The organism is Streptomyces sp. NPDC005423, from assembly GCF_040606415.1.
In the GTDB taxonomy this organism is placed as follows: Bacteria; Actinomycetota; Actinomycetes; order Streptomycetales; family Streptomycetaceae; genus Streptomyces.
Genome location: NZ_JBEXET010000017.1, coordinates 37,369 through 54,515, shown reverse-complemented (window position 1 = coordinate 54,515; position 17,147 = coordinate 37,369). Strand labels below are relative to the sequence as shown.

At 71.5% G+C, this 17,147-nt stretch carries 16 protein-coding genes; 11 read left to right on the top strand and 5 right to left on the bottom strand.

The window, feature by feature from the left end; translation table 11 throughout:
- Nucleotides 1-16 precede the first annotated feature (16 nt).
- Both ABZT12_RS19540 and ABZT12_RS19535 read left to right on the top strand, forming a co-directional pair.
- The gene (locus ABZT12_RS19540; protein WP_356385628.1) at nt 17-1,627 is read left to right on the top strand and encodes a hypothetical protein; all 1,611 of its coding nucleotides are present in this window, start codon (nt 17-19) and stop codon (nt 1,625-1,627) included.
- On the top strand, nt 1,624-2,358 hold the full coding sequence (locus ABZT12_RS19535) for a nucleotide-binding protein (RefSeq protein ID WP_356385625.1): 735 nt from the start codon (nt 1,624-1,626) through the stop codon (nt 2,356-2,358). The genes ABZT12_RS19540 and ABZT12_RS19535 overlap by 4 nt, the downstream gene beginning before the upstream one ends.
- A 105-nt stretch (nt 2,359-2,463) precedes the next feature.
- On the opposite strand, the gene ABZT12_RS19530 is transcribed toward ABZT12_RS19535, so the two are convergent.
- Nucleotides 2,464-3,255: a macro domain-containing protein gene (locus tag ABZT12_RS19530; RefSeq protein WP_356385622.1), complete on the bottom strand. Its 792-nt coding sequence runs from the start codon at nt 3,253-3,255 to the stop codon at nt 2,464-2,466.
- A gap of 257 nt (nt 3,256-3,512) precedes the next feature.
- On the opposite strand from ABZT12_RS19530, the gene ABZT12_RS19525 reads away from it, so the two are divergent.
- Nucleotides 3,513-4,907: a macro domain-containing protein gene (locus ABZT12_RS19525; RefSeq protein WP_356385619.1), complete on the top strand. Its 1,395-nt coding sequence runs from the start codon at nt 3,513-3,515 to the stop codon at nt 4,905-4,907.
- A 423-nt stretch (nt 4,908-5,330) separates the two neighbouring features.
- Here the strand turns inward: ABZT12_RS19525 and ABZT12_RS19520 are convergent, their stop codons facing one another.
- Nucleotides 5,331-6,710: a S53 family peptidase gene (locus tag ABZT12_RS19520; protein WP_356385616.1), complete on the bottom strand. Its 1,380-nt coding sequence runs from the start codon at nt 6,708-6,710 to the stop codon at nt 5,331-5,333.
- A gap of 268 nt (nt 6,711-6,978) precedes the next feature.
- Between ABZT12_RS19520 and ABZT12_RS19515 the strand changes: the two genes are divergently transcribed.
- Together ABZT12_RS19515 and ABZT12_RS19510 are read left to right on the top strand one after the other, a co-directional pair.
- A complete protein-coding gene (locus ABZT12_RS19515; RefSeq protein ID WP_356385613.1) occupies nt 6,979-8,016 on the top strand; it encodes a permease in 1,038 nt (345 codons plus the stop codon).
- A complete protein-coding gene (locus ABZT12_RS19510; protein WP_356385610.1) occupies nt 8,013-8,834 on the top strand; it encodes a TIGR03943 family protein in 822 nt (273 codons plus the stop codon). Before ABZT12_RS19515 ends, ABZT12_RS19510 begins: the two co-directional genes overlap by 4 nt.
- 92 nt (nt 8,835-8,926) lie before the next feature.
- Here the strand turns inward: ABZT12_RS19510 and ABZT12_RS19505 are convergent, their stop codons facing one another.
- Nucleotides 8,927-9,091, bottom strand: a complete 165-nt coding sequence (locus ABZT12_RS19505) for a hypothetical protein (RefSeq protein ID WP_356385607.1) — start codon at nt 9,089-9,091, stop codon at nt 8,927-8,929.
- 154 nt (nt 9,092-9,245) lie between these two features.
- Nucleotides 9,246-9,935 (bottom strand): phosphate signaling complex protein PhoU, encoded by a 690-nt coding sequence (gene phoU, locus ABZT12_RS19500; RefSeq protein WP_356385604.1) that lies wholly within the window; start codon nt 9,933-9,935, stop codon nt 9,246-9,248.
- Nucleotides 9,936-10,168: 233 nt separating this feature from the next.
- Here phoU and ABZT12_RS19495 point away from each other — a divergent pair, with 233 nt between their 5' ends.
- Together ABZT12_RS19495 and ABZT12_RS19490 are read left to right on the top strand one after the other, a co-directional pair.
- The gene (locus tag ABZT12_RS19495; protein ID WP_356385601.1) at nt 10,169-11,422 is read left to right on the top strand and encodes an ATP-binding protein; all 1,254 of its coding nucleotides are present in this window, start codon (nt 10,169-10,171) and stop codon (nt 11,420-11,422) included.
- Nucleotides 11,419-12,099 (top strand): response regulator transcription factor, encoded by a 681-nt coding sequence (locus tag ABZT12_RS19490; protein ID WP_356385598.1) that lies wholly within the window; start codon nt 11,419-11,421, stop codon nt 12,097-12,099. Before ABZT12_RS19495 ends, ABZT12_RS19490 begins: the two co-directional genes overlap by 4 nt.
- A gap of 121 nt (nt 12,100-12,220) precedes the next feature.
- Here ABZT12_RS19490 and ABZT12_RS19485 read toward each other — a convergent pair whose 3' ends face one another.
- Nucleotides 12,221-12,853, bottom strand: a complete 633-nt coding sequence (locus ABZT12_RS19485) for a DUF461 domain-containing protein (protein ID WP_356385595.1) — start codon at nt 12,851-12,853, stop codon at nt 12,221-12,223.
- 713 nt (nt 12,854-13,566) lie between these two features.
- On the opposite strand from ABZT12_RS19485, the gene ABZT12_RS19480 reads away from it, so the two are divergent.
- From ABZT12_RS19480 to cysS, 4 genes are all read left to right on the top strand, one after another.
- On the top strand, nt 13,567-14,049 hold the full coding sequence (locus ABZT12_RS19480) for a CarD family transcriptional regulator (RefSeq protein WP_003953493.1): 483 nt from the start codon (nt 13,567-13,569) through the stop codon (nt 14,047-14,049).
- A gap of 276 nt (nt 14,050-14,325) precedes the next feature.
- Nucleotides 14,326-15,114, top strand: coding sequence for a 2-C-methyl-D-erythritol 4-phosphate cytidylyltransferase (gene ispD, locus ABZT12_RS19475; RefSeq protein ID WP_356385592.1), 789 nt, complete (start codon nt 14,326-14,328; stop codon nt 15,112-15,114).
- On the top strand, nt 15,104-15,598 hold the full coding sequence (gene ispF, locus ABZT12_RS19470; RefSeq protein WP_356385589.1) for a 2-C-methyl-D-erythritol 2,4-cyclodiphosphate synthase: 495 nt from the start codon (nt 15,104-15,106) through the stop codon (nt 15,596-15,598). Before ispD ends, ispF begins: the two co-directional genes overlap by 11 nt.
- A 119-nt stretch (nt 15,599-15,717) precedes the next feature.
- Nucleotides 15,718-17,118: a cysteine--tRNA ligase gene (gene cysS / locus ABZT12_RS19465; protein ID WP_356385587.1), complete on the top strand. Its 1,401-nt coding sequence runs from the start codon at nt 15,718-15,720 to the stop codon at nt 17,116-17,118.
- Nucleotides 17,119-17,147: the final 29 nt, after the last annotated feature.

Genomic DNA, 17,147 nt, shown 5'->3' with positions numbered 1-17,147 from the left:
GGAGCGCTGATCCATCGTGAGCACCCAGACACTGCATCCCCATCTCCCCGGCCGCCCGCCCGAGGCGCCGCGGGCCGGCCGCGCCTACGCGCGGACGAAGGCCACCCGTCTGCTCTCCGCGGGCACCTACCTCGACCCCGGTTACCGCCGGGCCGTCATCCGGGAACTGGTCGAGAACCGCTTCAGAGTGGTCGCGCCCGCGTACGGCTACGACGCGGTGTCGGTCCTCGCCCACGCGCTCGCGGCGCGCCGACTGCGCCGTATCCAATGGGCCGTCGCCGCCGGCTCGGCCGTCGGGCTCCTGATGCTGACGGGCGGGGGCACCCTGAATCCGCTGATCGCCGGGGCGCTGCTGTGCTGGGTGCTGTGGGGCACGGCCTATCTGCGCCGTGTCGTCACCCTGCACATCCTGATGACCCGGCTGAAGGAGACCGGTGCCGACGGTGGCTTCGACGGCGCCTATCCGACGGGCGGCAGGCTCACCGACGCGCTGGTCGGCAAGATCGATCGCGAGCAGTCCACCGACAGCGGCCTCGTCTTCTACGGCGGCTTCCGGCCGTTCGTCGGCGCCGGCGAGCCCCTGCGCGACTGGGCCAACGCCCAACTGCTGCTCGGCGCGCCGAAGAACCGCCTCGCGGCCCGCAAGGACTTCGACGCCTCCGGGGGTGACCTGGACGTCGTGGAGCGCGAGGCCGTGCTGCCGTTCACCGTCCACGACATCACCACGTACGTCGCCGCGCGGATGGGCGCGGAGCTGCGGGAGGAGGCCCGGCGGGACGAACGCATCGAGGGGCTCGCCGTCGAGCAGCGCCGCTTCACGACGGCGATCCGCACCAACGACCGTACTGTGGGCGCGGGTTGGTCCGAGCTGCCGGGTATGGACGAGCTGCCGGGCGTCCACTGGCGGGAGGACTACGACTCGGCCCGGGAGTACCTGTGCGTGCGGGTCGGCTCCTGGAACGAGGAGTTGGTGACCTCGATCTTCGTCGGCTTCGACCTCAAGGGCGACACCCTGCACACCGAGTTCCACACGTACGTCCTCGGGCCGCTCGTGCGGGAGTTCCACCTCGTCGACCGGCTGCCGGACCTCTTCGACGCGCGCCTCGCCCTGCGGGTCGCGTGGGACATGGTCAAGGCCGCGCCGCGTCGGTGCCTCATGCTCTCGTTCTGGCCGCTGCTCCTCATCCCGGAGCGGTTCCGGCCCGCGCGGGTACGCCGGCTGACGCGGCCCGGACGGGGCGGGCGGACGGCCGTCGAACTGACCGGGGAGAACACGGCGGCCGACACCAGTGAATTCCGGCTCGCCCGCTACGCGAACGCGTCGGTGGACTGCGGCGCGCTGACCAGCGTCCGGGAGATGGCCACCAGCGACACCTTCCACCACTTCTTCCAGAAGACCGACGCCCTGAAGTACGCGCAGATCGTCGAGCGCCGGCTGCTGCACACCATCCGTCTGTTCCTGAGCGAGCACCACGTGGATCTCGCCGACCACGACCGCGCGCAGACCAACATCCTCTTCGGCGACAACACCCAGGCGATCCTGGGCGGCCACAACGAGAACTTCTCCTACAACCACCAGACGCCGGGCCCCCACGCGCCCGGCGGCCGAGGAGCGCAGTCCGTATGAGCGAGAGCCACACTTTCGGGGACAACAGCCAGGTCGTCCTCGGCGGGGAGAACGCGCACTTCGGCTACAACTACCACGCGGCGCCGACAGGACCGGCCGCGCGGCCCGGGACGTCCGGACAGACGGGCAGGTCAGGGCAGGCGGCCGGACAGGAGGGCGGTCAGACGTCCGGGCAGGCCGCTCCCGGCCACGACCGGGAGCGCAGTGTCTTCGTCGTGCACGGGCGGGACGAGGAGGTGCGGCGGGCGATGTTCGGGCTGCTGCGCCGGCTCGACCTGCGACCGTTGGAGTGGGAGGAACTGGTGCGGGCCACCGGCAGGACCGCGCCCTTCCTCGGTGAGGTGGTCATGAACGCACCGGCGCAGGCGCAGGCCGCCCTGGTCCTGCTCACCCCGGACGACGTCGCCAAGCTCCACCCGCATCTGCTCGGCAACCAGGAGCGGGACGACGAGACCCAACTGACCGGCCAGCCACGGCAGAACGTACTGATCGAGCTGGGCATGGTGCTGATGGCCTACCCGGAGCGGACCGTCATCGTGGAGGTCGGCCGGCTGCGGCACGTCGCCGACACCGCCGGCATCAACGTCATCCGGTTCGACGGCACGGAGTCCTCCCTCGCCAAGATCGCCGCGCGGTTGCGGCTGGCCGGCTGCCGGCTCGACGACACCCGGCCGGAGTGGCGCGAGACCCGGCACTTCCGGAACCTCTCCGCCTACCGGCGGCTTGCCTGAACCGGCGCAGACACCGCTCGCCCGAACCGGCGGAAACACCGCTCGCCCGAACCGGCGGAAACACCGCTCGCCCGAACCGGCGGCGGCGGAGGCGCGGGGGCGGCTTCATACGCGGTCCAGTCCCGACGCGAGGCCGCCCAGGAACGCCCGCACCTCGCGCATGTCGATCCGTTCCAGGTCGGCGGGGCGCACCACCACCCGCAGCTCCCGGCAGACCGCGCCCTCGCGTGACCGCGCGACGAAGGACATCAGGATCAGCCGCAGCAGGCTGTCCTGGTCGAGGTGGTCGAGCCGGGCCAGCCCGGATCCGACCAACGGCATGGCCACCCGCTCCAGTTGGGCGTGCCGGTGCAGGGCGTCCCAGAGACGGCTGAGGCCGGACCAGAGTTCCTCCACGCTGGAGGCGGCCACACAGTCGTTGCCGATACGGCTGTAGGCGACGGCGAACACCAGCCGCGGGCGGGTTCCCAGGACCGCCACCGTGCCGACGGGGTACCGGTCCAGTTTGCCCAGCCGCTTGCGGTCCCGGTCCTCCCGCCCGGCCGGCGGGACCCCGGCGAGCGCCGCGACCAGTTCCGCGTCCAGCCGCTGTACGTCGTCGTCGTACCGCCGGGACAGCAACTGCCCTTGTACGCTGCCTGAGTTGATGACCGCGCCGTCGGCCGTCGCGGTGTCGAAGGTGTCGCAGAAGCCGACGACGAGGTGGGCCGGCTGGTCGAAGACGTCACCCGCCTCGACCACCACCCGCATGTCGGGGTGCCGGAACACCTGCTCCACCCGCAGCACCGGGCGGGCCCGGCTCAGCCCCCACACCAGGCACGCCGCCACCGACATTCCGGTCACCGTGCCGGGGCCGGGAAAGGTACGCGGGAAGAATTGCCCGACGAACTGCAGCACCGCGGATATTCCGCCGAAAGCCGCCATGGTGTTGCGGGCGAATACCGCGCGGGCGCGCCGGGTGCCGTAGAGCCGCAGGAATCGTACTGGTATCCGAAGTCGGGCCTGGATACGCGTTCGCCATTCCGCCCGGCCGCGCGCCGGATTCTGTCCACGGGAATCACGCGAACACACGGTTCCTCCAAGCCAACATGATAATCTGATCGTCACTTTGCAGTAACGCAGAGTGATATAGAGGCGCGGCGGGGGCGACGCGGGTGGCCGAGGGAAGAGCGCACATCCGGGTGAAGGTGCTGGGGCCGGTTCAGCTCGAAGTCGACGGAATCCCGGTCCGGCTCACCCCGCTCACCACCCGCCTGCTGGTCCGCCTGGTGGCCGCGGAGGGCGAGGCCGTGCCCGTACGGCGACTGCGGCGCGACGTGTGGGGGCTGGCGGACGAGCCGCGCCACCTGGACCAGCGCAATCGCAACGAGGTGCAGAAGCGTGTCCTGGAGCTGCGGCGCGCCCTCGACCCGGGCCAGGACGGCACCGCCGCCCGAGTGCTCCGCACCGAGCAGCAGGTCACCGTGCACGGCCCGGAGACCGCCTACCGTCTGGTGCTGCGGGCCGAGGAACTGGACAGCACACGCTTCACGGCGGTCGTCGGCGCCGGACTGCTCGCTCCGCCCGCCACCGCCGCCCACCGGCTCGCCGAGGCGCTCGCCCTGGTCCGCGGCCGGCCGCTGGCCGAGGTCAACGGCGAGAGCTTCGCGGACCCCCTCATCCGCCGGCTCACCGCCCTCCAGGACTCCGCCCGCCGCGAACTGGTGCGCGTTCAGGCCGACTTGGGCCGCCCCGACCTCGCGTTGCCGGTCGCGGAGCTGCTCGTCCGGGACCATCCGGACGACCCGGAGGCCGCCCGCACCCTCGACGCGCTGCGGGCCGCGCTCCGCGCCCGCCACGGCGCCGAACTGCTGCGCCACCGGGTGCCGTTGGCCGGACAGCGGGCGGACATCGCCCTCGTCCGGGGGGACTTGTTCGAGCAGCCGGAGTGCAATCTGGTGGTCGGCTTCACCGACACCTTCGACACGGAGACCGACGAGTCGATCGTCATCAGCCGCGACAGCGTGCAGAGTCAGCTGGTCGACCGCCTCTTCGACGGTCAACGCCGCCTGCTGGACGAGAAGTTGCAGGCCGGACTGCGCACCGTGCGGCCCGTCGGCACGGAGAGCGTCCGGGCCAAGCCGCGCGGCCGGCGGGTCCGCTACCCGGTGGGCACCACCGTGGTCGTACCCGTCGAGGGCCGCCGGATCTTCGCGGTCGCCTACTCCCGGCTCGGCAACGACCTGGTGGCCAGGTCGGACTACGCGGACCTGCGGTCGGGCCTGGACAACCTCTGGGCCGCGGTCGCCGTGCACGGCCTGTTCAAACCGGTCGCCGTCCCGCTCATCGGCTCCGGGCTCGCCCGCGTCACCGACCTCGACCGCGGCCAGCTGGTGGCGCTGATCGTCGACTCGTTCCTCGACGCGTGCGGCCGCTACCGCGCGCTCACTCCCGAACTCCGCATCGTGGTACGCCCGGAGGACCTGGCCAGGACCGATCTGTCGCCGGTGGAGCGCCGTTTCCACGAACTGGTCCCCGACCTGGAGCCGGGCGCGGACCGGACGGACTGACCGGCGGCGGGCCGCCCGCTCACGAGGCGGTACCGGGCGGAGTGACCGGCGGCGGCCCGCCTCGACCCGAGGTGAGGCCGGGCGGCTTCCGGTGCCCGCCCCCCGACCCGATGGCCTTCTCCGCATCCTCGGGCTCCCCATGCGGCCTCGTCCACCGGCGCGGGCCCGCCACCGCCGCCCGGCCTCACCGGAGCCCAGTGGACCGTCCCCGGCGCTTCCGCGGGTAGCCGCCGTCCGCTTCCGAACCGGTTCCGACGCGTGCGCTTCCGGTCGCGACGCGCGGGTGCGGGCGGCCGGTTCCGATTCCGGGCAGGCGGACGGCCCGGGTGCAGCACCCGGGCCGTCCGTCCCGCGGGACGCCCTGTGTCTGTGTCGACGTCAGGGCCAAGTCCCTTACGGGGAAGCTCCGTTCAGTGCCGTGCGTCAGCCGTGGCGGTTCGCCTTCGCCAGGGCCTGCACGAAGCGGTTCGCGTCCACCGTGCCGACGCCGGTGGCCATGTCGTAGCCGTTGACGGCCGTGTAGCCGGTGACGCCCGCGTACGTGTTGTTCGTGCCGTCGTTGACGTCGACGATGCCGTTGCCGGCGGCGTGGTGGTGCCCGGCCAGGGTGTAGAGGGCCGCGTTGATGTCGCCCACGCGGTGGCCGGCCGCCTGGTCGGCGAGGGCGATGATGCCCGAGAAGAGGGGGCTCGCCTCGCTCGTGCCGCCGTAGACGTCCCAGCCGACCGCGGTCGGGTCGAAGCTGGAGTAGGTCCAGGCGCCGCCGTCGACCGCGGCGGCCATCGACACGTCCGGGGTGCCGCGCCGGGAGCCGACGACGTTCTTCACGCCGTTCTGGAAGGACGGGCGGGTGAAGACGTGGGACTGGCCGCCGCCGCCCGCGCCGTAGTCGTTGTAGACGCTCTCCGGCGAGGTGCGCTCGCCCTTGTCGTTCAGGTGGAGCTGGGTGCCGCCGATCGACGTCACCAACGGGTCCGAGGACGGCCAGGAGTTGACGGGCTTGTCGTAGTAGCCGTTGCCGTCCGCCGTGCTGTCGGTGGCGCCGCCGTCGCCGGAGGAGGCGAGGACGGTCACGTGCTTGCGGCGCGCGTCCTCGAAGGCGTAGCGCAGCTTCCTGATGCTGGAGAAGTCGCCCTGGTCGAAGCCGGGAAAGGTGTTCTCGGTGGCGCCGAAGCTCTGCGTGATGACATCGCCGACGCCGCGGTCGATCAGGTGCTTCTCGGCGTTCATCATCTCCGGCAGACCGGTGACGCCCTCGGTCTCCGCCACGGCCGTCTCGACCAGCACGATCTTCGCGTCGGGCGCGACGGCGTGGGCCATCTCGACGTCCAGGGTGGTCTCGCCCGCCCAGCCGGTCATGTCCGCGTTCCTGGGGTCGAAGACGGGGACGTCGCCCCACTTGACCACGTCGACCTTGGCGCTGCGCAGCCCGAACTGCTTGCTGTAGACGTCGAGATCGTGCTGGATCGTCGGCGAGCCGAACGAGTCGACGATGACGATGGTCCGTCCCTTGCCCGTGATGCCCTTGCGGTAAAGGGAGTTGAGGTTGTACGCGGTGCGGTACTGGAGCGGGCCGTAGCAGGCGATCCCCCACTTCGCCTCGCACTGCGCGCTGGTGAGCGGAGTGGCCACGTCGTGTGCGAGGACGTGCCCGGCGACGGCCGGGACCGCCTTGGTGTGCGGTACGGCGACGGGCGCGGCGGAGACGCCGGCTGCCGGGGCGGTCGACAGCGCGGCGGCGGCGAGGGCGGCGGTGACGGCCGTCGAGGCCGCGACGCCCCGCCCGGTACGGGCTATGTGCATGAATCCCCTTGGGTGGTTCCGCGGACTCGCTCTCCGTGTGCGGTACCGGCGCAGCGAGTGGTCTGCGTGCATCTCACCGAGTAGGACATGGACAGGACAAGGGTAGGGGCGGAGGGTTGAACCGCCGATGCCGAACCCTTTACCGAAACACCACCTCCCGGCACCCGCCCGGGGACGCGGCGGCGGGGTGCGGGGTGTGAGGGTTTGTGGCGGCTATCTTCGATCCGGACATCAGACGTTCGGAGCCGCCAAGACGTCCGGAGCCGCTATGCAGGAAACGCAGGAACTGGTTGGGGGAACGGAGTCCCTCGCCCCAGGGCCCACGCCGGACGGCGGCGCCCCCGCCCGGGACCGGCCGCGCCTCTCACCGCTCTGGCTGGTGGCCGCCGCCGTGCTGCCGGGCACCCTGCTCTTCGTCATCGGCCGCTGGGCGGACGCGCCCGCCGTGCAGGCGTGGCGGACGGTGTGTCTCGCCATCACCGTGCAGGCGCTGCCGTTCCTGCTGCTCGGGACGGCCCTGTCCGGGGCGATCAACGCGTTCGTACCGGCGCGGGTCTTCACCCGGGTGCTGCCGAAGCGGCCGCTTTTCGCCGTTCCGGTCGCCGGCGTCGCCGGGGTCGTCCTGCCGGGCTGCGAGTGCGCGTCCGTGCCCGTCGCGAACAGCCTGATCGGCCGCGGGGTCCCCCCGGCCGCCGCCTTCGCGTTCCTGCTCTCGGCGCCCGCGATCAACCCGGTCGTCCTGACCGCCACCGCGATCGCCTTCCCCGGCAACCCCGCCATGGTGCTGGCCCGCCTCCTCGCCTCGCTCGCCACCGCCTCCGTCATGGGCTGGCTCTGGCTCTGGCTGGGCCGGGACACGTGGCTGCGCCCCGTCGTACGGCACAGCGGGCACGAGCCGGGGCACAGCCGCTGGACCGAGTTCCGGCAGGGGTTCCAGCACGACTTCCTGCACGCGGGCGGGTTCCTCGTTCTCGACGCGATGGCGGCGGCCACCTTCAACGTCACCGTGCCGCGTTCCGTGCTCGACACCTTCTCCGGCTCGCCCTGGCTGTCGGTGCTCTTCCTCGCCGCCCTCGCCATCGTGCTCGCCGTCTGCTCCGAGGCGGACGCGTTCGTCGCCGCCTCCCTCACCGGGTTCTCGCCGCTGGCCCGGCTGACGTTCATGGTCGTCGGGCCGATGGTCGACCTGAAACTGATCGCTCTTCAGGCCGGCACCTTCGGCCGCGCCTTCGCGGTGCGCTTCTCCGCCGCCACGACCGTCGTCGCCGTGCTGTGCAGCACGCTGATCGGAGGGACGCTGCTGTGAAGCGGCCCGCGCAGATCCTCCTGCTCGTCCTCAGCGGCCTCGGCCTGCTGCACGCCTCCCTTTTCACCGACCTCTGCCTCCGCTACGTCAAGGCCGGCATGCGCCCCCTGCTGATCGCCTCCGGAGTCCTGCTCCTCCTGCTGGGCGCGGCCGAGGCATGGTCGTACGCGAGGACGTTCCGGAGACGGCACCGGGCACCGCACGCACCGGGCGGCGCCTCCGGCGAGGACGCCGAAGCTCGTGCAATCCAGGCCGGCCAGGAGCACGCGGACACCCACGACAACGGTCACGGGCACGACCACTCCGCCGTCCCCCGCGTCGCCTGGCTCCTCTTCGTCCCCGCCCTGAGCCTGCTCTTCTACGCGCCCCCCGCGCTCGGCGCCTACACCGCCGCCCGCGCCGCCCCCAAGGCCGTACCGCGGGAGCAGTCCTTCGATCCGCTGCCAGCGACCTCGCCCGTCCCCATGACGCTCACCGACTTCACCAGCCGCGTCCAGCAGGACAAGAAGCTGGCCATCAAGGGGCGCAGCGTCCGGCTGACCGGGTTCGTCACGCCCGTCAAGGGCGGCGGGGGCTGGGATCTGACCCGGATCATCTTCTCCTGCTGCGCGGCGGACGCGCAGACCGTGAAGGTACGCATCGACGGCACCGAGCCGCTGGCCCCGAACACCTGGGTCGCGGTCACCGGCGTCTGGCACGCGGGCGGCACCCTGGGGACCAGGACGGCTCCGGCCGCCATGGACGCCCGTACCGTCGAGGAGATCGCCAAGCCGGTGAACGCCTTCACCGACGACCTTCCCCTCACCCCCTCCCGCTGACGGGCACCGTTCGGCCGCGAGCACGGGGAAGGGGCCCTTCGCGCGGGCCCCTTCGGCGTAGGACGTGCGACGTGACTACCGGCGTACGGCGGTCAGCCGCACTGGCACGGGTTGCCGGACTGGCACCCGCACCCGCAGCCCGAGCCGCAGCCGCAGGCGCCGAAGAGCGGGAGGCTCTTGGTCTCGGCGGGCTGCTGCGTCTCGCGTTCCTGCGTGGGATCGGGCGTCGTACCGGGAGATGCGGGGGATTGGGCCATGGGTCCCTCCTCGAGGCTGGAGCCTGTGTCCATTGGACGCCCGTTCCCGTGGGCGCATCAACGGCGCACTGAGGCTCCCGCACTCCCCGAGCAAGCCGCGCACGCCCCGCTCAGGGGCGGAAGCGGGGCCGGACCGCACGCCCCCCGCACCGCGTCAGGCCCCCTCGACGCCCGTCACCGGCTGGATCTCGGGGGTGAAGTCGTCCGCGTGCTCGCCCGTCACCAGGAACACCACACGCTTGGCGACCGACACCGCGTGGTCGGCGAACCGCTCGTAGTAGCGGCCGAGCAGCGTCACGTCGACCGCGGTCTCGATACCGTGCTTCCACTTGTCGTCCAGCAGGTGCTGGAAGAGGGTGCGGTGCAGCAGGTCCATCTCGTCGTCGTCCTGCTCCAGCTGGAGCGCCAGGTCGACGTCCTTGGTGATAATCACCTCGGCCGCCTTGGCCATCAGCCGCTGGGCGAGCTGGCCCATCTCCAGGACGGTGGAGTGCAGGTCGTGCGGTACCGCACGCTCGGGGAAGCGCAGCCGGGCGAGCTTCGCCACGTGCTGGGCGAGGTCGCCGGAGCGCTCCAGGTCGGCCGACATGCGCAGCGACGTGACGACGATGCGCAGATCGGTGGCGACCGGCTGCTGCCGGGCCAGCAGGGCTATGGCCCGAGCCTCCAGGTCGTGCTGGAGGTCGTCGACCTTCTTGTCGGCCTCGATGATGCTTTCGGCCAGCTTGAGATCGGAGTCGAGGATGGCCGTCGTGGCGCGTCCGATCGCGGACCCGACCAGCCGGGCCATCTCCACCAGACCGTCGCCGATCGAGTCAAGTTCCTCGTGGTACGCGTCCCGCATCAGGTGTCCCTCTCGTACGTTCGTTTCGGGGGCTGAGGGGGGCCGGGATCCGGCGGTCTGACTCAGAGACCGGCCCTTCGCACCCCACGCTCCCACGTTCCTGCGCCTACGCGACGGTTTCCGCCATCCCGAATGAACCCATACTGGCTCCAAGGTGAACTCTGGGCGACGAGTGTTCGAGGTCGCACTCCGATGGCTGTGGCCAGGACGTATCCCATGCCTAACCTGGGTGCATGGACGTGAACGCGGCGGTCGCCGCAGCGGCAGCGATCGCCGGGGTGCTCACCGGTGTCATCGCCGTGCTGGCGTTCCGCTGGAGCGAACGCGACCAGAAACGCCCCACCCGCAGCTCCCTGCACACCGACCCGATGCTGCCGCCGGGCGTGGACACCGTGCTGTCGGTGCTCCGCTCCTCGGCCGTCGTCCTCGACGAGGCGGACGCCGTGGTCAAGGCCAGCTCGGCGGCGTACGCCCTCGGGCTGGTCCGCGGCGGCAAACTCTCCGTCGAACCGATGCTCCAGATGGCCCGGGACACCCGGCGCGACGGGGAGATACGCCAGGTCGAACTGGACCTGCCCCGGCGCGGCACCGGCCGCGGCGAGGCGCTCGCCGTCTCCGCCCGGGTCGCGCCGCTCGGCTCCCGGCTCGTCCTCCTGCTCGTCGAGGACCTCACCGAGGCCCGCCGTATCGAAGCCGTACGACGGGACTTCGTGGCCAATGTCAGCCATGAGCTGAAGACCCCCGTGGGCGCCCTCTCCCTGCTGTCCGAGGCGGTCATGGACGCCTCCGAGGACCCCGAGGCGGTGCTGCGCTTCGCCGGCCGGATGCAGATAGAGGCGACCCGCCTCACCAACCTCGTGCAGGAACTCATCGACCTCTCCCGGGTGCAGAACGACGACCCGCTGGAGGACGCCGAGCCCGTCCGCGTGGACGAACTCGTCGCCGAGGCCATCGACCGGTGCCGGCACCAGGCCGGCGCCAAGCAGATCACCATGGCCTCCGGAGGCACCGCCGAGTTGCACGTCTGGGGAAACCGGGGCCAACTGGCCGCCGCCCTCGGCAACTTGGTCGAGAACGCCGTCAACTACTCGCCCGCCCGCACCCGCGTCGGCATCGCCGCCCGCCAGGTGACCGCACCCGGCGGCGACCACATCGAGGTCGCCGTGACCGACCAGGGCATAGGGATATCCGAGAAGGACAAGGAGCGCGTCTTCGAGCGCTTCTACCGAGTCGACCCGGCCCGCTCCCGCGCCACGGGCGGTACGGGGCTCGGGCTGGCGATCGTCAAGCACGTGGCCGCCTCGCACGGCGGGGAGGTCACGGTGTGGAGCTCCGAGGGACAGGGCTCCACGTTCACCCTGCGGCTGCCGGAGGCGGGTGCGGCCCGTGACCGCGCCCACCAGCACCCCGACCTCGACGACGAGGCCGGGGCGTCCCCTGACCCATCCCCGTACGAACCGCTTCCCGCCCCGGAGGTCCTTCCGTGACCCGAGTGCTTGTCGTCGAGGACGAGGAGTCCTTCTCCGACGCCCTGTCGTACATGCTCCGCAAGGAGGGCTTCGAGGTCGCCATCGCGACCACCGGGCCCGACGGTCTCGACGAGTTCGAGCGCAACGGCGCCGACCTCGTCCTGCTCGACCTGATGCTGCCCGGCCTGCCGGGCACGGAGGTCTGCCGCCAGCTGCGCAGCCGTTCCAACGTTCCCGTGATCATGGTCACCGCCAAGGACAGCGAGATCGACAAGGTGGTCGGGCTGGAAATAGGAGCCGACGACTATGTCACCAAGCCCTTCTCCTCACGCGAGCTGGTCGCCCGGATCCGGGCCGTCCTGCGCCGCCGCGGCGAGCCCGAGGAGGTCACCCCCGCCGCCCTCGAAGCCGGTCCGGTCCGTATGGACGTGGATCGCCACGTGGTCACCGTCTCCGGCGCCAAGGTCGACCTGCCCCTCAAGGAGTTCGACCTGCTGGAGATGCTCCTGCGCAACGCGGGCCGCGTCCTGACCCGTATGCAGCTCATCGACCGGGTCTGGGGCGCCGACTACGTGGGCGACACCAAGACCCTCGACGTCCACGTCAAGCGGCTCCGCGCGAAGATCGAGCCCGACCCGGGCGCGCCGCGCTACCTGGTGACGGTGCGCGGCCTGGGCTACAAGTTCGAGCCGTAGACCGCCCGGCCCTCACCGGCCCTCACCGGCCCTCACCGGCCCTCACCGGCCCTCACCGGCCCTACGGCGAAGGGCGGGACCTCGCGCAGAGGTCCCGCCCTTCGCCGTAGCCGCGCCTTGGTCAGCCGGCGGAGGCCGAGGACGACGGGCTGCCGCTCGCGGAGGCGGACGCCGAGCCGGTCGGGGTCGCGGAGCCCGACGCGCTGGTGGACGGCTGCGCGGAGCCGCCCGCCGTGGGCGTCGGGATCGAGCTGGGGCCCCACTTGGTGAAGTAGCTCGAGGCCGGCACGACGTAGGCGGCCAGGCTCACGTCACCGGTGCTGCTGAGGCTGAAGGTGACCTTCTGGGCGTTGCCGTCCACGATGCTCGCGCCGGGACTGCTCAGCGCGGCGGAGGCGTTGCCCCGGCCGCCGAGGATGAGCGAGCCGTGGGCGGGGACGACCAGCTTGCCCTTGCCCTTGGCGGGGGTGAGCGTCGCGGAGCCGGCCCCGCCGACGGAGACGGAGTCCAGCGTCTGCGGCGAGGAGCCGCTGTTGAACAGGGTGGCGGAGATCACCGCGGGGCCAGAGGAGGCGTTGGGCTGGGTGATGACGATGGCGCCCTGCACGCTGAGCGTGCCGACGGTGGCAGCCGCGTTGTCCGGCTGGACCTCCAGCGTCTGGGCGTTGTTGCCGGCACCGCACGCGGCGAGCGAGGCGATCGAGAACGCGATGGCGGCGGCGGCGAGGGCGCCGCGTCGAAGGCTGCTGCTCACGGCGGCGGCAACTCCTTGAACGTGGGCGGAGCAGGGCGACTTCCGGAATAAAGCCGCCCTAAGTGTCTGTCAGCGGGCTCAGGTTACCGAGCCGTTCCCGTGGCGCCGCACCCGACCCGCCTCTTCGGCCCCGCCGGTGCGGCCGGGACGTGCCGCCGGTGCCTCCGTCCCCGCGCCCGGGTGTCTCCTCGTGCGGCTCCCCAGTGACTTTCGAGCGGCTCCCCAGTGACTTCCGGCTCACTGGGGAGCGGTACTCGTCCTGCATTCACATAAGCACCTCGGACACCGGCTCGCGGATTCCGCGTGAAGAATGCGCGACGTCCGCGGAATTGATCACGGGTCACTCGTCCGGCCCGCTCGGGCCGCCGTGGTGATCAATTCCGGAAACGTTCCCCGACGCTCTCCGCATCCCTCTCGGCAACCCTCTCCGCACCCCTCCGCACACCGAACGGAGTAGCGGAAGTCGAGCACTTGGAACCAGACATTTGGGGACGTTCGTCCACTTGGGGCGGCCTTCGGGTGTGTGTAACGTACGCGTTTCACCTTGCCCGGAGAGCCGCTCCGACCTGCGAATACCCGCTTCCGTGTGGCCTCCGCAGCACGTTCCTGTTGCTGTTGTCAAGCCCCGAGATATGCCCTGACCTGCGAAAACGCCATTCAGAACCCGCGGTTTCCGTGTTACTCTGGATAGCCACGGAAGGGGTACCTGTCACATGACGTTCAAGGTTGGCGACACCGTGGTCTATCCCCATCACGGGGCCGCGCTGATCGAGGCTATCGAAACTCGCCAGATCAAAGGCGTGGACAAGACCTACTTGGTGCTGAAGGTCGCCCAGGGTGACCTGACGGTACGTGTGCCAGCGGACAATGCGGAGTTCGTCGGCGTGCGTGATGTGGTCGGTCAGGACGGGCTGGACCGGGTCTTCGAGGTGCTGCGCGCTCCGTACGCCGAGGAGCCCACGAACTGGTCCCGTCGATACAAGGCAAATCTGGAGAAGCTCGCCTCCGGCGATGTCATCAAGGTCGCGGAAGTCGTACGTGACCTGTGGCGTCGTGAGCGCGAGCGCGGACTCTCCGCGGGAGAGAAGCGCATGCTCGCCAAGGCCCGCCAGATCCTGGTGAGCGAGCTCGCCCTCGCGGAGAACACGAACGAGGACAAGGCCGAGGCCCTGCTCGACGAGGTCCTCGCGTCCTGACGCAGACGCTGAGCAAGCTCCGCTCTGCACACTGAACTGCCGCGGTGCCCGATGACATCTCCGCTGTCGCCGGGCGCTGCGGCATGTCCATGCCCGCTTCACCTGCCTGCCCTGCCCGCCTGCCCGGAAATCCGGGAAGAACACCCTCCGACCGCGGTGTGCCGGACCCGGGCAGCGGGTCGACCGGTGTCACGGAAGGGTCCGGTCAAGGCGTCGCGCCCGGCACTTCTGAGGCCATACCCACGTAGGTCGAGCACACAAACCTGACAGGAACCGATGTCTGACGATTCGCGCTCCGCACCCGTGGAGGCACCCTCGGCGACCCGCCGGGAGACCCGCCCCGAACTCCGGACGGCCGCGGTCATCCCGGCCGCCGGCCGGGGCGTACGGCTCGGCCCCGGCGCGCCCAAGGCGCTGCGCGCGCTGAACGGCACTCCCATGCTGATCCACGCGGTGCGCGCGCTCGCCGCGTCCCGGGCCGTCTCCCTGGTCGTCGTTGTGGCTCCGCCCGACGGCGCCGCCGAGGTCAAGACGCTCCTCGACGCCCACGCGCTCCCGGAGCGGACGGACTTCCTCGTCGTCCCCGGCGGCGACTCCCGCCAGGAGTCCGTGAAGCTCGGCCTGGACGCGCTGCCCCCCGGCTACGGCATCGTCCTCGTGCACGACGCGGCCCGCCCGCTGGTCCCGGTGGACACGGTCGACGCCGTCATCGAGGCCGTACGGGACGGGTCCCCGGCCGTCGTACCGGCGCTGCCGCTCGCGGACACCGTCAAGCAGGTGGAGCCGGCGGCCCTGCCCGGCGGCCCCGAGCCCGTCGTCGCCACCCCCGACCGGGCCCGGCTCCGTGCCGTGCAGACACCGCAGGGCTTCGACCGCGCCACGCTGGTCAGGGCCCACGAGACGGTCACCGACGACGTCACCGACGACGCGAGCATGGTCGAGCGGCTCGGCCTCCAGGTGGTGGTCGTCCCCGGCCACGAGGAGGCGTTCAAGGTCACCCGCCCGCTGGACCTCGTCCTCGCGGAGGCGGTCCTCGCCCGCAGGAGGCTCAACGATGGCTTCTGAGCCGTACCCGCTCCCCCAGGTCGGCATCGGCACCGACACCCACGCCTTCGAGGAGGGCCGCGAACTGTGGTGCGCCGGCCTGAGGTGGGAGGGCGAGGGCCCCGGGCTGGCCGGCCACTCCGACGCGGACGTGGTCGCCCACGCGGCCTGCAACGCCCTGTTCTCCGCGGCCGGCCTCGGTGACCTGGGCCGGCACTTCGGCACCGGCCGCCCCGAGTGGTCCGGCGCCTCCGGCCTCACCCTCCTCACGGAGGCCGCCCGGATCGTCCGCGAGGCCGGCTTCACGATCGGCAATGTCGCCGTCCAGGTGATCGGGCCCCGCCCCAAGATCGGCAGGCGCCGGGACGAGGCGCAGAAGCTGCTGTCGGAGGCGGCGGGAGCCCCCGTCTCGGTCTCCGGCGCGACGACGGACGGGCTGGGCTTTCCCGGCCGCGACGAGGGCCTGACGGCGGTGGCGACAGCGCTGGTGATCCGGCGGATCTGAGCGGGCCGCCCCTCCACCGCGGGGCGCGGCGTGCCCGACCCCGCGGGCCCGCGGGGGCCGAAATCCACCAAACCGCCGGAAGGCGTGAGGCACTGCCCATGGCCCACTACCCTGGTGGGGTGACCATTCGTCTGTACGACACCAGCGCCCGGCAGATTCGTGACTTCGCCCCGCTCACGCCGGGTTGTGTCTCGATCTACCTGTGTGGTGCCACCGTGCAGGCCGCCCCGCACATCGGCCACATCCGCTCGGGTCTCAACTTCGACATCCTGCGCCGGTGGTTCGAGTACCGGGGCTACGCCGTCACGTTCATCCGCAACGTCACCGACATCGACGACAAGATCATCGTCAAGTCGCGCGACCAGGGCCGCCCCTGGTGGTCCATCGGCTACGAGAACGAGCGCGCGTTCAACGACGGCTACCAGGCCCTCGGCTGCCTGCCCCCGACGTACGAACCGCGCGCGACCGGGCACGTCCCCGAGATGATCGAGATGATGCGCGGCCTCATCGAGCGCGGGCACGCCTACGAGGCCGACGGCAGCGTCTACTTCGACGTGCGCTCCTACCCGGAGTACCTGGAGCTCTCCAACCAGGACATCGACGATCTGCGCCAGCCCGCCGAGGACGGCATCACCGGCAAACGCGACCCGCGCGACTTCGCGATGTGGAAGGCGACCAAGCCGGGCGAGCCCGACTGGGAGACCCCGTGGGGCCGCGGCCGTCCCGGCTGGCACCTGGAGTGCTCGGCCATGGCGCACAAGTACCTGGGCTCCGCCTTCGACATCCACGGCGGCGGCCTCGACCTGATCTTCCCCCACCACGAGAACGAGATCGCCCAGGCCAAGGCGTACGGCGACGAGTTCGCCCGGTACTGGCTGCACAACGCCTGGGTCACCATGAGCGGCGAGAAGATGTCGAAGTCGCTCGGCAACAGCGTCCTCGTCTCCGAGATGGTCAAGCAGTGGCGGCCCGTCGTCCTGCGCTACTACCTCGGCACCCCGCACTACCGCTCCATGATCGAGTACAGCGAGGAGGCCCTGCGCGAGGCCGAGTCGGCGTTCGCGCGGATCGAGGGGTTCGTCCAGCGGGTCGTGGAGAAGGCCGGCGGAGTCGTCGAGCCGGCCGCCGAGGTGCCGCCCGCCTTCGCCGAGGCGATGGACGACGACCTGGGCGTACCACAGGCCCTCGCCGTCGTGCACACCACGGTCCGGCAGGGCAACAGCGCGCTGGCCGCCGACGACAAGGAGGCCGCCGTGGCCCGCCTCGCCGAGGTGCGCGCCATGCTGGGCGTCCTCGGACTCGACCCGCTCGACCCGCAGTGGGCCGGCGAGGGCGACCACGGCGAGGACCTCCACGGCGTGGTGGACACCCTGGTGCGGATGGTCCTCGACCAGCGCGAGGCCGCCCGGGGCCGTAAGGACTGGGGCACCGCGGACGCCATCCGCGACCAGCTCAACCAGTCCGGACTCGTCATCGAGGACGGCCCCCAGGGCCCCCGCTGGACCCTCGGCCCACGCTGAGCCCGCCCCGGTCACCGAAGATCGACTGT